This is a genomic window from Bradyrhizobium sp. Ce-3 (assembly GCF_022835695.1).
Classification (GTDB): Bacteria; Pseudomonadota; Alphaproteobacteria; order Rhizobiales; family Xanthobacteraceae; genus Bradyrhizobium.
Window position 1 is genome coordinate 162,570 of sequence record NZ_BQUV01000006.1, and the last position, 13,671, is coordinate 176,240.

Sequence of the window (13,671 nt, forward strand, 5' to 3'; positions counted from 1 at the left end):
TCAGCGGCCGCGCGGCGCGCCGAACAGCCGCGACAGCAGCCAGATCGGGACCACGATCACGGCGCCGAGCAGGAAATAACGCCAGGCCCAGTTGATCGCATCGAAGCCGAAATCCCAGATGCTCTGGAACAGCCGGCGGATGCTGTAGAGGATGTTCCAGGGGTCGAGGCCGATCGCGGCGAGCACGACGCCGACCAGGATCGAAAGCAGGATCAGCCGGAACGCCACCGAGAGCGGCGATCCGCCGAGAAAGCGGTACAGGCCGTCGCTCTGGCCGGCCGGCAAGTCCCGGATGTTGTCTGGCATCGCAATCTCCTGGCGGAATCGTCCGCACATGACGCATTATAGGTCACGGCGCACCACATGGGAAACCCGCGGGCCGCGATCAATGGCTGCCATGCAACCGCGGAATTAATTCGCTGTCATGGAGATTAACAGCCGTTCAAGTGTCTCCAGCCGGTCGGCTTCGCGCGGGGGCTTGTCCCAGCGCAGCCGGCTGATCCGGGGAAAGCGCATCGCGATGCCGGATTTGTGCCGCGGCGAGCGCTGCAGGCCCTCGAAGGCGACTTCCAGCACCAGCCCCTGATCCGGCTCGTGTACGACATGTCGCACCGGACCGAACTTCTCGGTGGTGTTGCGGCGGACGAAGCGATCGATCTGCAACAGCTCCTCGTCGGTGAAGCCGAAATACGCCTTGCCGACCGGCACCAGCTCGTCGCCGGCCTCGCCACGGGTCCAGACCCCGAACGTATAGTCGGAATAATAGGATGAGCGCTTGCCGTGGCCGCGCTGGGCATACATCAGCACCGCGTCGATGATGTGCGGATCGCGCTTCCACTTCCACCACGGGCCCTTCGGCCGCCCGGGCAGATAGGGCGCGTCGCGCCGCTTCAGCATCACGCCTTCGACCGCATCGGCATCGTCGCCGGCGCCGGCGCTCTTCGGATCGGCGCGCGCCGCAGCGAGCTCTTCCCAGCTCGCGAACGCGACCGTCGGCGACAGGTCGATGCGCGGATCATTCAGTCTGGCGACGAAGGCTTCGAGATGCGCGCGGCGCTCGGTGAAGGGCAGCTCGCGCAGATCGTTCGCGTCGTCGCCGAGCAGATCGTAAGCGCGCAGATGGATCGGAAATTCCTTGATCAGCTTCGGCGAAACGACCTTGCGGTTCAGCCGCTGCTGCAACACGTTGAAGGTCTGCACGCGGCCGTCGCGCAGCACCAGCAATTCGCCGTCGATCGCACCGGGCAGGTGGAGTGACGGCACCAGATCGGGGAAGCTGCCGGTGATGTCCTCGCCGGTGCGTGAATAGAGCCGCGCCTGGATATGGCCGCGCGCATCGCGGCCCGATACCGCCTGCACGCGGATGCCGTCCCATTTCCATTCCGCGCTGAAATCGGCGGCGTCGAGATTGGCAAAGTCCGCATCCTCGATCGCGTGCGCCAGCATCACCGGACGGAACGGCGTCGGGTCGCTGTTGACAGGCTTGTCGCCGCGGCCTTCGAGCCAGGCGAACAGGTCGAGATAGGGCGGCGACAGGCCGGGCCACATCAGCTCGATCTCGTGCGGATCCTTAGTCCCGAGCGCCGCGGCCGCGGTCTTCGCCAGCCGTGCCGAGATCCCGATCCGCATCGCGCCGGTGACGAGCTTCAACAGCGCCCAGCGCCCGGTCTCGTCGAGCTCGTCCAGCCAGCGCGCCAGCTGCGCCGGCAGCTCGGCCTTGCCGAGCGTGCGCAGCGTGGTGACGACGTCGGCGAGAGTGGGAGGAGGCGGGTTGTTGTGGGTGCGGAGGTCGCGGTCGTTGCGCGAGAGCAGATCATCACTGACGTCTCGTCCGCGGAACCCCTCTCCCCAACCCTCCCCCGCAAGGGGGGAGGGAGCCTGTCCACCAGTGGGTCCCTCACCCACGTCGGTCACTTCGTTATCGTCGTGAGGTGAGCAGGACGGCTGGGCTCCCTCCCCCCTTGCGGGGGAGGGGTGGGGAGAGGGGTAGCCCAGCAAAGACTCGTTGTGAGATGCACCAATCGCCTTCGGCCACATCAGCGCAACGGTCTCGGAAAGATCGCCGACGTAGTCATAGGCGTAGCCGAACAGCACCGGATCGGTGCGTTCGGTGATCAGATCGCGGATCAAGCCCGGCTTGGCGTGCTTGAACGACAGCGCGCCGGTCAGCGCCGCCAGCGCGTAGCCGCGGTCGGGATCTTCGGTCTCGCGGAAATAGCCGACGAGCAGCTTGATTTTGTTGTTGCGGCCCGGCTCGTAGGCGAGGCGGTCGAGCAGCTCGGCAAAGCGGTTCATGGCTTCTTGGTCTCGCCGACGGGCTGGGCCTCACCGACAGGCTGCGCCTCGCCTTCGCCGGTCAGCGCCGCCGTCTCGCCTTCATCCTCGTCACCATAGCCGACCAGATCGAGCGGCCGCGCGGCAAGTCCCTTGCTCTTGCACCAATGCACCAGCGCGTCTTCCTGGCCGTGGGTGACCCAGATCTCGCCGGCACCGGTGGCGGCGATCGTCGCCGTCAGGCCGTCCCAGTCGGCATGATCGGAGATCACCAGCGGCAGCTCGACGCCGCCCTGGCGGGCCCGGGCACGCACGCGCATCCAGCCCGAGGCGAAGGCGGTGACCGGATCGGGAAAGCGCCGTGTCCAGACGTCTGCGGTCGCGCTCGGCGGCGCCAGCGTGATGGTGCCGGCAAGCTCGGCCTTCTTCATGCCGCGCGCCGGCCGGAGCTCGCCGAGCGCAATGCCGCGCTCCTGGTAATAATAGGTGATCTTCTCCATCGCGCCGTGCAGATAGATCGGCGCGTCGTAGCCGGCCTCGCGCAGCAGCGCGATCACGCGCTGCGCCTTGCCGAGCGAATAGGCGCCGACCAGATGCGCGCGCTCCGGAAACAGTTTTGCGGATGCCAGCAGCTTGTTCACTTCACCGGCGGCGTCGCCGTGGCGGAACACTGGCAAGCCAAAGGTCGCCTCGGTGATGAAGACATCGCACGGCACCAGCTCGAACGGCGCGCAGGTCGGGTCGCGGGCATCCTTGTAGTCGCCGGAGGCGACGATGCGCGTATCCTTGCAGGTGACCGAGATCTGGGCGGAGCCCAGCACGTGCCCGGCGGGATGAAACGTCACCGTGACGTCGCCGAGCCGGATCTCTTCGCCGTAAGCGACCGCCTGCGTCGAGCCGGCGAAGTTCTCGCCGTAGCGCAGCCGCATCATGTCGAGCGTTTCCTGGGTCGCGAGCACGGCACCATGGCCGGGGCGCGCATGGTCGGAATGGCCATGGGTGATCAGTGCCCGCTCGACCGGCCTGACAGGATCGATGTGGAAGCCGCCGGGCTTGCAGCAAAGCCCGGCCGGGACGGGCATCAGGATGTCTTGCGGGCGCATTGGTCCTATATAGGCGCTCGATCCGCGATGTTTAGCCATCACGCGCGGGCTTGACCCGCGCATCCATCTCCGGAAAAAGTCCGTGCTTTGATGGATGGCCATTCGGCCAGGATCCTTAAGACACGATTGGTTCCTTAGAGAAAATGGCTCCCCGTCTGTTTCTGTCCTCCGGCGATCTCGTCGCCGACCGCCGCTACGAGTTCGCGCGCGACCTGCAATTGAAGGGCGACCTGCCGGCCGCCGCCGAGCTGCTCGAACAGGCGATCGAGCTGGTGCCGAAATTCACCTCGGCCTGGTACACGCTGGGCAAGATCCGCCTCGAGCTCGGCCAGCGCGAGGCCGCGATCGCAGCCTTCCGCGCCGCGCGCGACGCCGATCCCGAGGACCGCCATGGCGCCGGCCTGCATCTGATGCAGCTCGGCGTCGAGGCCGTCAGCGCGATGTCGCCGGGCTACGTGCAGACATTGTTCGATCAGTACGCGCCGCGCTTCGAGGCCGCGCTGGTCGGCGATCTCGGCTATCGCGGCCCGGCGCTGCTGTTCAAGGCGGTGCTGTCGGTGCGCGCGTCGGCGAAGAAGCCGGCCTTCTTCAAGCGCGCGATCGATCTCGGCTGCGGCACGGGACTGGCGGCCGCTGCATTCGCGCAGCATGTCGACCGCTTCATCGGCATCGACCTGTCGCCGCGCATGATCGACAAGGCGCGCGCGAGCGGACACTATGCCGAGCTCGAGGTCGACGACATGCTGCAGGGCATTGCGGGCAAGCCGGATGCCAGCGCCGAATTGATCCTCGCTGCCGACGCGATGGTCTATGTCGCCGATCTCGCGCCCGTGCTTGCCGAGGCCGCGCGCGTGTTGGTACCGGGCGGCGTGCTCGCCTTCACCACCGAGACCCATGACGGGGAGGGCGTCATCCTCGGCGAGGGGCTGCGCTACGCCCACAGCGCGGCCTATGTGCGCGCCTCCGTCGCCGCCGCGGGACTGACGCTGGCGCTGCTCGACGATCTCTCGGCGCGCAATGAGGACAACGTCCCCGCGCCCGGGCTCGTCGCCGTCGCCGTCAAGCCGTGATGCTTCACCCTCCCCTGGAGGGGGAGGGTCGGCTCACATTGAGCAAAGCGAAATGAGAGCCGGGGTGGGGTGATCTCTCCACACGGGCACTGTGCGAATGGTGAGACTGTCACCCCACCTCGGTTCGCATTCCGCTTTGCTCCATGCGAACCGATCCTCCCCCTCCAGGGGAGGATGAGAAGGCGATCCCACACATCACCCCCCAACTTGAGTCTACACGCTACGCATTTGCCGTGACGCGGCATTGCGCCGCAAAGCTGCGACTTCGCGCTTGCCCGGCGCAGGGCGGAATGCGAGAGCTTTTCGCCTCAGGGAGAGAAATAATGAAAAAGCATACACGGCGCGAATTCGGCGCCACCGCATTGTCCGTGATCGCAGCATCCGTGCTGCCGGCGCCGTTCGTTTGGGCCGCCGACAAGAAGTATGATCCGGGTGCCAGCGACACCGAGATCAAGCTCGGCCAGACCGTGCCGCATTCCGGTCCTGGCTCGCTCTACGGCGTGCTCGGCCGCGTCGGCGAAGCCTATTTCCAGATGCTCAACGACAAGGGCGGCATCAACGGCCGCAAGGTGAAGTTTCTCACCATGGACGATGCCTACAGCGCGCCGAAATGCGTCGAGGCGACGCGCCGGCTTGTCGAGCAGGAGGAGGTGCTGGCGCTGTACGGTTCGCTCGGCACCGCGCCGCAGACCTCCGTGCACAAATATCTCAATTCCAAGGGCGTGCCGCAACTGCTGCTGAACACGGGCGCCTCGAAGTGGAACGACCCGAAGAACTTCAAATGGACCATGGCGGGTCTGCCGCTCTATCCGACCGAGGCGCGTATCCTTGCGAAACACGTCGTCAGCGTGAAACCGAACGCCAGGATCGGCATCCTCTACCAGAACGATGATTTCGGCCGCGACTTCCTCGGGCCGTTCAAGAAGGTGCTGGCCGATGCCGGCGGCAAGGCGCAGGTGATCATGGAGCAGACCTACGATCTCACCGATCCGACGGTCGATTCCCAGCTCATCAATCTCTCGAAGTCGGGCGCCGATGTGTTCTACAACATCACCACCGGCAAGGCGACGTCGCAGTCGATCCGCAAGGTCGCCGAGCTCGGCTGGAAGCCGCTGCAGCTGTTGTCGGCGGGCTCGACCGGCCGCTCGATCCTGAGCGCCGCGGGGCTCGAGAACGCCAAGGATATCGTCGCGATCCGCTACAACAAGGAAGTCGGCGTTCCCCGTTACGAGAAGGATCCGGACGTGGTCGCGTTCGAGGAGCTGCGCAAGAAGTACTTGCCGAACATCGACCCCGACAACACCATCGCCTTCGCCGGCTACGGCCAGGCGGCGACGATGGGCGAAATCCTGCGCCGCTGCGGCGGCGACCTGACCCGCGCCAACGTGCTGAAGCACGCCACCACGTTGGCCGGTTTCCACTCGCCCTATTTCCTCGACGGCATCAATTACAGCTATACGCCCGACGATTACACGCCGATGAAGACGCTGTACGTCTCGATCTTCAACGGCAAGGATTGGGACCTCTCCGGCGAGCCGATGACGGAGTAGGGGCGGGCATTCGCTCTATCCCCGTCATTGCGAGCAAAGCGCAGCAATCCACCTATCTTCTCGGGGAAAGATGGATTGCTTCGTCGCTTCGCTCCTCGCAATGACGCCGGGGAGAGAGGCGGCACCTTGCTGCCATCTGCCGCCATTTCCGCCCCTGCCCTCGACGAAACCGCCTGAACCACTTACCTCTTGGGCGTGTCGACGCTCGATCTCTTTTCCGTTCCGCCGTCGGAAACGGCCGATCTCCTGCCGCGCCGGTTTCGCGACTGGTTCGCCTCGCGCGGCTGGTCGCCGCGCGAGCACCAGCTCGCGCTGCTGGCGAAGGCGCGCGAAGAGCGTTCCGCGCTGCTGATCGCGCCCACGGGTGCAGGCAAGACGCTGGCGGGGTTTTTGCCGACGCTGGTGGAATTGAGCGGGGAGCTTGACCGCAAGGGCACTCATCTCCCCCTGAAAGGGGGAGGTCGGCGCGTGCCTGCGCGCGACGGGTGGGGGTCAGCCGCGGGCGCGGAGCAAGCGGCTGACCCCCACCCCAACCCTCCCCCTTTCAGGGGGAGGGAGCCCGACGATCTCGCAAGCGATGAAATTGAATCGAAGGCAGTTCGTCCAAACCTCGTCTCCACCGGCCGCGGCGTTCGTCGCTCCAGTGGTCTGCACACGCTCTACATCTCGCCGCTGAAAGCGCTCGCGGTCGATATCGCGCGCAATCTGGAGACACCGGTTGCCGAGATGGGGCTGCCGATCAGGATCGAGACCCGCACCGGCGACACCCCGGTGTCGCGGCGGCAGCGGCAGCGGCGCTATCCACCTGACATCTTGCTCACAACGCCCGAGCAGCTAGCGCTGTTGCTGGCGTCCGACGATGCGCCGTTCCTGTTCGCCTCGCTGAAGCGCATTGTGCTCGACGAGCTGCACGCGCTCGTCACCTCCAAGCGCGGCGATCTGCTGTCGCTCGGGCTGGCGCGGCTCTGGACCATCGCGCCGCACGCCCGGGCCATCGGCCTCTCGGCAACGGTGGCCGAGCCGGAACAGCTCGCGCGTTTCCTGGTGCCGCAGCCGGGTGGCGCGCGCGTATCCGCCGACGTCGTCACCGCCGGTGGCGCCGCGCCGCCGGTGGTGGAGATGCTCGACACGCGGGAACGGTTGCCGTGGTCGGGGCATAGCGCGCGCCACGCGCTGCCAGAGGTCTACGAGCTGATCAAGCGCAACAAGACCACGCTGGTGTTCGTCAACACCCGCAGCCAGGCCGAGATGCTGTTCCAGGATCTCTGGCGCATGAACGACGACGGGCTTGCGATCGCGCTGCATCACGGCTCGCTCGACGTCGCGCAGCGCCGCAAGGTCGAGGACGCGATGGCGGCCGGCCGGCTGCGCGGCGTGGTCTGCACCTCTTCGCTCGATCTCGGCGTCGACTGGGGCGATGTCGACCTCGTCATCAATATCGGCGCGCCGAAGGGCTCGTCGCGGCTGATGCAGCGGATCGGCCGCGCCAACCACCGCTTCGACGAGGCCTCGCGCGCCGTGCTGGTGCCGGCCAACCGGTTCGAGGTGCTGGAATGCGCCGTCGCGATCGACGCCATCGCTGAGAATGCGCAGGACACGCCGCCGCTGCGCACCGGCGCGCTCGACGTGCTGGCCCAGCACGTGCTCGGCTGCGCCTGCGGCAAGCCGTTCCTGTCCGATGAACTCTACGACGAGGTCAGGACCGCGGCGCCCTATGCCGCGCTGTCGCGCACCGATTTCGACGATGTGGTCGACTTCGTCGCGACCGGCGGCTACGCGCTGAAAACCTACGAGCGGTTCGCGCGGATCAAGCAGGACAAGCAGGGCCGCTGGCGCGTCACCAATCCCAAGGTAAGGCAGAGCTACCGCCTCAACGTCGGCACCATCGTCGAGGAGACCATGCTGAAGGTGCGGCTGGTGCGCTCGCGCGCCGGCGGTTCCGGGTCGACCGGCGTGATTGCCCGCGGCGGCCGCATGCTCGGCGAGATCGAGGAGGTCTTCATCGAAGGCCTGGTGCCCGGCGACACTTTCGTCTTTGGCGGTGAGGTGGTGCGCTACGAGGCCTTGGTCGAGGACCAGGTCTATGTCTCCCGCGCCAACGACAAGGATGCAAAGGTGCCGTCCTATATGGGCGGCAAGTTTCCGCTCTCGACCTATCTTGCCGAACGGGTCCGCAAGCTGCTCGACAACAGCCGGGCCTGGAAAGGCTTGCCGGACCAGGTCCATGACTGGCTGTCGTTGCAGCGGAAATTCTCCCGTGTGCCTGCGGTGCGTGAGCTGCTGGTCGAGACCTTTCCGCGCGGCGGCAGCCATTATCTGGTCTGCTATCCCTTCGAGGGACGGCTGGCGCACCAGACGCTCGGCATGCTCTTGACGCGCCGGCTGGAGCGCGCCCGCGCCCGTCCGCTCGGGTTCGTCGCCAATGAATATGCGTTGGCGGTCTGGGGCGTCGGCGATCTCTCCTTCATGATCCGGCACGGCAAGCTCGATCTCAACGCGCTGTTCGACCCTGACATGCTCGGCGACGACCTCGAGGCGTGGCTTGCGGAATCCGCGCTGATGAAGCGCACCTTCCGCAACTGCGCCATCATCTCCGGCCTGATCGCACGCCGCTTCACCGACGAGGAGAAGTCGCGCCGCCAGGTGCTGTTCTCGACCGATTTGATCTACGACGTGCTGCGCAAGCACCAGGCCGACCACGTGCTGCTGCGTGCCGCGCGCGGCGATGCCGCCACGGGATTGCTCGATCTCCGCCGTCTCAGCGACATGCTTGCGCGCATCCACGGCCGAATCACGCACAAGGACCTCGACCACGTTTCTCCGCTTGCCGTCCCCGCGCTGCTGGAAATCGGCCGCGAGTCAGTTTATGGCGAAGCATCCGACGAGCTTCTGGCCGAGGCGGCCGAGGAACTCGTGCGGGAGGCGACGACATAACGCTGGTACTCTGGGGAACCCGACGTGACGGCAAGCGCGCTAGCTTTGCGAGACGGTGACGACATGCGCGTTGCGAGGGTCACGGTGGCGGATGTCGACTTCGTGGCGGATTGCTCCGGCGCGCTGTTCTGGGAGCGGCAGAGCCTGCTCGTGGTGTCCGACCTGCATCTGGAAAAAGGCTCGAGCTACGCGGCCCGCGGCGTGCTGCTGCCGCCTTACGACACGGTGGCGACGCTGAGCCGGCTTGCCGCCGTGATCGCGCGGCACGATCCGCGGCAGGTGATCGCGCTCGGCGACAGCTTTCACGATCGCGATGCTCATGCGCGCCTGTCGGGTCCGGACCGCGAAGCGCTCGCGGCGCTGCAAGTGCGGCGCAGCTGGATCTGGATTGCGGGCAATCACGATCCGGCGCTGCCGTCGAGTCTCGGCGGCGTGGTCGCAACCGAGGTCGCGATCGGGCCGATCGCGTTCCGCCATGAGCCGACGGGGGCAGCCGGCGAGATCGCCGGGCATCTGCACCCCAAGGCACGGGTGCCGACCCGTGGCCGCTCGATCGAGCGGCGTTGTTTCGCCAGTGACGGCGAGCGCGCGGTGATGCCGGCGTTCGGCGCCTATGCCGGGGGCTTGAGCATCCGCGACGCGGCATTCGCGCGGATATTCGGATCGCCCGGCTTCATGGCCCATGTGCTCGGCGACAACCGCGTCCACGCCTTCGTGGCGTCGCGGTGTTATTGAGTTTCCTCGTCATTCCGGGGATCGCGAAGCGAGAGCCCGGAATCCATTGGGCCGCATGGTTCGTGGATGAATGGATTCCGGGCTCGTGCTTCGCACGCCCCGGAATGACGAGTGGATAACCTCACGCCGCCTTCGCCTGCACGCTCTCGCAATACTCCGCGAGCCGATCCGCCAGCCGCAATGTCGCCGGGCTGGCTTCGGGGGCGGCGACGAGGGCGACTTCGGTCCGCTCGATCGGGGCAAAGCCGTCTTTCGCGGTGAGCACGCGATGCTCGGTCTGGATCGACATTTCCGAGAGAATGCTTAAGCCCAGGCCCGCCGCGACCGCGGCCTGGATGCCGGCGAGGCTGGAGGAGGTGTAGGCCATGTGCCAGTTGCGGCCGGCGCGCTCCAGCGCATGAATGGCGAAGGCGCGGTAGAGGCAGCCTGAGCCGAAGCCGATCAGCGGTACCGAGCCGGTCGCGGTGTCGCGCGGGTGGCTCTTGCTGGTCACCCAATGCACGCGTTCCGGCCACACCGCGATGCCGCCTTTCTCGCTGGCAGAGCGCTTGATCAGCGCGAGATCGAGATCGCCGCGTTCGAGATCGCGGTACAGGGACAGGCTCTGGCCGGAGCGCACGTCGAGCCGCAAATTCGGGTGGCTGCGTGAGAAGGTCGCGAGCAATCTCGTCAGCCGGTAGGCGGCAAAATCCTCGGTGATGCCGATCCGGATCGCGCCTTCGCTGCCGGGCCGTGAGAGCACGTCGCGCGCCTCTTCGGCGAGCGACAACAGCCGCCGCGCATAGGTCAACAGCCGTTCGCCGGCCTCCGTCGGGGTGACGTCCTTGCCGCTGCGGATCAGGAGCGGCTGGCCGACATCCTCTTCCAGCCGCTTGATCTGCTGGCTGACCGTCGATTGCGTGCGGTGGACGCGCTCGCCGGCGCGGGTAAAGCCGCCGGCATCGACCACCGAGACGAAACTGCGCAACAGCTCCAGGTCGAGCATCGCAGCCTCCATTCATAAATCCACTGGATGTCAGTCTATCATTTAATTTCCAAATATCAAGGCGCGGGCCTAGATCATCGCCGAAGGAGAAACCGCCATGTCCTCAGCAAGCTCGCCCGCCGCAACCTCGATGGCCGCCCCCCGCGCCCGCTTCAACACCCTGCCGCTGCTGATCGCCCTGTTCTGCCTGCTGTGGAGCTATGCCTTCGTCGCCGGCAAGATCGGCGTCACCGATTGCCCGCCACTGATCCTGCTGGCCGCGCGATTCTCGCTCGCCGGGGTCTTGATCCTCGGCATCTCCTGGCTGCGCCGGGACACATGGGATCTCACCTGGCGCGATGCCGCCGTGTTCGCGGTGATCGGCGTCGCCAACAACGCGCTCTATCTCGGCCTCGGCTATACCGGGCTGAAGACGGTGTCGGCCGGGCTCGGCGCGCTGATCGTCTCCGCCAATCCGGTGTTCACCGCGATGCTGGCGGCGCTGTTCCTCGGCGAGAGCATGACCGTGCGCAAGGTGATCGGTCTCGTACTCGGGATCGTCGGCGTCGCTTTCATCGTCTGGCATCGCCTCAAGGTCGGCACCGACAGTCCGCACGGCATCCTGTTCACGCTGGCCTCGCTCGCCTCGATCGTCGCCGGCACCATGTTGTTCAAGCTGCTGGCGCCGAAGGGCAGCCTGTGGATCGGCAACGGCATCCAGAACATCGCCGGAGGCCTTGCGGTGATGCCGTTCGCCTTCACGCTCGCCAGCGTCGGTGACATCGTGCCGAGCATGCGGCTTGCCGGCGCCTTTGCCTTCCTTGTGCTCGGCGGCTCGATCCTCGCTTATCTGCTCTGGTTTCATCTCCTGAAGGTGTGTGGCGCGACCGCCGCAAGCGCCTATCACTTCCTGATGCCGCCGCTCGGCATGCTGTTCGCCTACCTCGTGCTCGGTGAGCATGTCGAATTTCGTGATCTGCTCGGCATCATTCCGGTCGCGCTCGGCATCTATCTGGTGACCCGCCCTGCGGCCGCCGCTGCGCCCAGATTAGCGTGACCTGCGCATCAGCCGGCCGATAGGTCCCCGGGGTTCATCATTGGAACCTTGACGGTATCCGGCTCGTTGTCGCGACGGCCGGAACCGGGCATGACGCAGCACAGGACGACTTCGCGAAGGCAGAATGACCGGTCCGCCGACGAGGCGGCGAAGCGCCAGTCGTTCAGCGCCCGCAATGTCCTGAAGACGCTCGGTCCCGGCCTGATCACCGGGGCCTCCGACGACGATCCTTCGGGGATCGGCACCTACAGCCAGGCCGGCGCGCAACTCGGCTACGGCATCGGCTGGACCATGCTGCTGACCTTCCCGCTGATGAGCGCGATCCAGGAGATTTCGGCGCGGGTCGGCCGCGTCACCGGCCACGGCATCGCGGGCAATGTCTGCAAGCATTATCCGGGCTGGCTCCTCGCTGCGGTGGTGACGCTGCTGTTCATCGCCAACACCGTCAACATCGCCGCCGACCTGTCGGCCATGGCCGATGCGACCAAACTCCTGATCGGCGGTCCGGCCATCCTCTACGTCGTGCTGTTCGGCGTGACCTCGGTGGCCGCCCAGATCTTCATGAACTATCGGCGCTACGTCGCCGTCCTGAAATGGCTGACGCTCAGCCTGTTCGCCTATGTCGCTGCGCTTGCCTTTGCCAAGGTGTCGTGGACGGAGGCGCTGGTCGGTGTGCTGCTGCCGCGCGTCACCTGGAGCGCGGACTATTTCACCACGATCGTCGCGATCCTCGGCACCACGATCTCGCCCTATCTGTTCTTCTGGCAGGCCTCGCAGGAGGCCGAGGAGCAGCGGATCGATCCCAACAAGCATCCGCTGATCAAGCGGCATTACGGCGCACAGCGCGAATTCTCGCGCATCCGCGCCGACACCATCACCGGCATGGCGTTTTCCAACGTGATCGCGCTATCGATCATCGTCACTGCCGCCGCGTCGCTGCATGCCGCCGGCAAGACCGATATCCAGACCTCGGCACAGGCCGCCGAGGCGTTGCGCCCGATTGCCGGACCGTTTGCCGAGGTGATCTTCGCGCTCGGCATCGTCGGCACCGGCCTGCTGGCGATCCCGGTGCTCGCGGGTGCGACCGCCTATGCCGTCAGCGAAGGGCGGCAATGGCCAGTCGGACTGACGCGCAAGCCGAAGGAGGCAATCGCGTTCTACTCGGTGCTGGCGTTGTCGGGTGGCATCGGCATTGCGCTCAACTTCACCCCGATCGATCCGATCTCGGCGCTGTACTGGAGCGCGGTCGTCAACGGCGTGCTCGCGGTGCCGGTGATGGTGCTGTTGATGTTCATGGCCCGCCGCAGGGACGTGATGGACCGTTTTGTGATCGGCGGGTGGCTCTACTGGCTCGGCTGGCTCTCGACCGGTGCGATGGCGCTCAGTGTGATCGCAATGGGGGGCGGGCTGCTCCTGTAGGATGGTCAATCACGTTCAGAACAGCGACGTATCGATCTTGGTCGTCGATTTCACCTTCCGCAGGATGATGGTGGTGCGATAGCTCGCGATATCGCTGTCCCGATGCATCAGGCGGTCGAGGATGAAGGATTGATAGCGCGCGAGGTCCGACGACATGATCCGCAGCGAATAGTCCCAATCCCCGGCGATCATGCAGCATTCGACCACCTCCGGAAGGCCGATCACCTTCTTCTCGAAGCGATCGAAGGCTTCCCTGTTCTGCTGCTTGAGGCGAACTTCAACGATCACGTCGAAGCCGAGTCCGACCCGCGCGGGATCCACCAGCGCCACATAGGAATTGATGACGCCGGCCTCTTCCAGGGTCCGGACGCGTCGCATGCACGGGGCGGACGACAGGCCGATCCGTTCCGCCAGTTCGAGATTGGTGATGCGGCCCTCGACCTGCAGCACGTCGAGGATCTTCCGGTCGATCTCGTCGATCACGATCGCGGTTCCCATTTCTTTCGCATTTTTCGCATTCTGCGCAATTGATCGCAGAAGATGGGACGAAATGCATCTCAAATCG

11 protein-coding genes are annotated in these 13,671 nt (G+C 65.9%); 6 read left to right on the forward strand and 5 right to left on the reverse strand.

The genetic code is table 11. The features are described 5' to 3' along the window. The 3 genes from BRSPCE3_RS21550 to BRSPCE3_RS21560 form a co-directional block, all read right to left on the reverse strand. The gene (locus BRSPCE3_RS21550) at nucleotides 1-306 is read right to left on the reverse strand and encodes a DUF6460 domain-containing protein (RefSeq protein WP_244068105.1); all 306 of its coding nucleotides are present in this window, start codon (nucleotides 304-306) and stop codon (nucleotides 1-3) included. Nucleotides 307-411: 105 nt separating this feature from the next. Beyond that, nucleotides 412-2,295: a cisplatin damage response ATP-dependent DNA ligase gene (locus BRSPCE3_RS21555; protein ID WP_244068106.1), complete on the reverse strand. Its 1,884-nt coding sequence runs from the start codon at nucleotides 2,293-2,295 to the stop codon at nucleotides 412-414. Next, nucleotides 2,292-3,377, reverse strand: a complete 1,086-nt coding sequence (locus tag BRSPCE3_RS21560) for a ligase-associated DNA damage response exonuclease (protein WP_244068107.1) — start codon at nucleotides 3,375-3,377, stop codon at nucleotides 2,292-2,294. Before BRSPCE3_RS21560 ends, BRSPCE3_RS21555 begins: the two co-directional genes overlap by 4 nt. A 143-nt stretch (nucleotides 3,378-3,520) precedes the next feature. On the opposite strand from BRSPCE3_RS21560, the gene BRSPCE3_RS21565 reads away from it, so the two are divergent. The 4 genes from BRSPCE3_RS21565 to pdeM all read left to right on the forward strand — a co-directional run bounded on the left by BRSPCE3_RS21565 (nucleotide 3,521) and on the right by pdeM (nucleotide 9,666). Further along, nucleotides 3,521-4,447 (forward strand): methyltransferase domain-containing protein, encoded by a 927-nt coding sequence (locus BRSPCE3_RS21565; protein ID WP_244068108.1) that lies wholly within the window; start codon nucleotides 3,521-3,523, stop codon nucleotides 4,445-4,447. Between the two features lie 323 nt (nucleotides 4,448-4,770). Beyond that, nucleotides 4,771-5,997 (forward strand): ABC transporter substrate-binding protein, encoded by a 1,227-nt coding sequence (locus BRSPCE3_RS21570; protein ID WP_244068109.1) that lies wholly within the window; start codon nucleotides 4,771-4,773, stop codon nucleotides 5,995-5,997. A 195-nt stretch (nucleotides 5,998-6,192) separates the two neighbouring features. Further along, nucleotides 6,193-8,931, forward strand: coding sequence for a ligase-associated DNA damage response DEXH box helicase (locus tag BRSPCE3_RS21575; protein ID WP_244068651.1), 2,739 nt, complete (start codon nucleotides 6,193-6,195; stop codon nucleotides 8,929-8,931). Nucleotides 8,932-8,994: 63 nt separating this feature from the next. Beyond that, nucleotides 8,995-9,666: a ligase-associated DNA damage response endonuclease PdeM gene (pdeM, locus tag BRSPCE3_RS21580; protein WP_244068110.1), complete on the forward strand. Its 672-nt coding sequence runs from the start codon at nucleotides 8,995-8,997 to the stop codon at nucleotides 9,664-9,666. A gap of 121 nt (nucleotides 9,667-9,787) precedes the next feature. On the opposite strand, the gene BRSPCE3_RS21585 is transcribed toward pdeM, so the two are convergent. Then, nucleotides 9,788-10,651 carry a LysR family transcriptional regulator gene (locus BRSPCE3_RS21585; protein ID WP_244068112.1) on the reverse strand — a complete coding sequence of 288 codons (864 nt, stop codon included), beginning with the start codon at nucleotides 10,649-10,651 and terminating at the stop codon, nucleotides 9,788-9,790. 97 nt (nucleotides 10,652-10,748) lie between these two features. Between BRSPCE3_RS21585 and BRSPCE3_RS21590 the strand changes: the two genes are divergently transcribed. Both BRSPCE3_RS21590 and BRSPCE3_RS21595 read left to right on the forward strand, forming a co-directional pair. After that, nucleotides 10,749-11,687, forward strand: a complete 939-nt coding sequence (locus BRSPCE3_RS21590; RefSeq protein ID WP_244068113.1) for a DMT family transporter — start codon at nucleotides 10,749-10,751, stop codon at nucleotides 11,685-11,687. A gap of 90 nt (nucleotides 11,688-11,777) precedes the next feature. Next, nucleotides 11,778-13,106, forward strand: coding sequence for an NRAMP family divalent metal transporter (locus BRSPCE3_RS21595; protein WP_244068114.1), 1,329 nt, complete (start codon nucleotides 11,778-11,780; stop codon nucleotides 13,104-13,106). A 15-nt stretch (nucleotides 13,107-13,121) separates the two neighbouring features. On the opposite strand, the gene BRSPCE3_RS21600 is transcribed toward BRSPCE3_RS21595, so the two are convergent. Continuing rightward, complete coding sequence (locus BRSPCE3_RS21600) at nucleotides 13,122-13,604, reverse strand: Lrp/AsnC family transcriptional regulator (RefSeq protein WP_244068115.1); 483 nt, start codon at nucleotides 13,602-13,604, stop codon at nucleotides 13,122-13,124. Nucleotides 13,605-13,671 lie beyond the last annotated feature (67 nt).

What these genes read in the sequence shown, in the direction of transcription:
- BRSPCE3_RS21550 (WP_244068105.1), bottom strand. Translation starts at nt 306, where the DNA reads ATGCCAGACAACATCCGGGACTTGCCGGCCGGCCAGAGCGACGGCCTG.
- BRSPCE3_RS21555 (WP_244068106.1), bottom strand. Translation starts at nt 2,295, where the DNA reads ATGAACCGCTTTGCCGAGCTGCTCGACCGCCTCGCCTACGAGCCGGGC.
- BRSPCE3_RS21560 (WP_244068107.1), bottom strand. Translation starts at nt 3,377, where the DNA reads ATGCGCCCGCAAGACATCCTGATGCCCGTCCCGGCCGGGCTTTGCTGC.
- BRSPCE3_RS21565 (WP_244068108.1), top strand. Translation starts at nt 3,521, where the DNA reads ATGGCTCCCCGTCTGTTTCTGTCCTCCGGCGATCTCGTCGCCGACCGC.
- BRSPCE3_RS21570 (WP_244068109.1), top strand. Translation starts at nt 4,771, where the DNA reads ATGAAAAAGCATACACGGCGCGAATTCGGCGCCACCGCATTGTCCGTG.
- pdeM (WP_244068110.1), top strand. Translation starts at nt 8,995, where the DNA reads ATGCGCGTTGCGAGGGTCACGGTGGCGGATGTCGACTTCGTGGCGGAT.
- BRSPCE3_RS21585 (WP_244068112.1), bottom strand. Translation starts at nt 10,651, where the DNA reads ATGCTCGACCTGGAGCTGTTGCGCAGTTTCGTCTCGGTGGTCGATGCC.
- BRSPCE3_RS21590 (WP_244068113.1), top strand. Translation starts at nt 10,749, where the DNA reads ATGTCCTCAGCAAGCTCGCCCGCCGCAACCTCGATGGCCGCCCCCCGC.
- BRSPCE3_RS21595 (WP_244068114.1), top strand. Translation starts at nt 11,778, where the DNA reads ATGACGCAGCACAGGACGACTTCGCGAAGGCAGAATGACCGGTCCGCC.
- BRSPCE3_RS21600 (WP_244068115.1), bottom strand. Translation starts at nt 13,604, where the DNA reads ATGGGAACCGCGATCGTGATCGACGAGATCGACCGGAAGATCCTCGAC.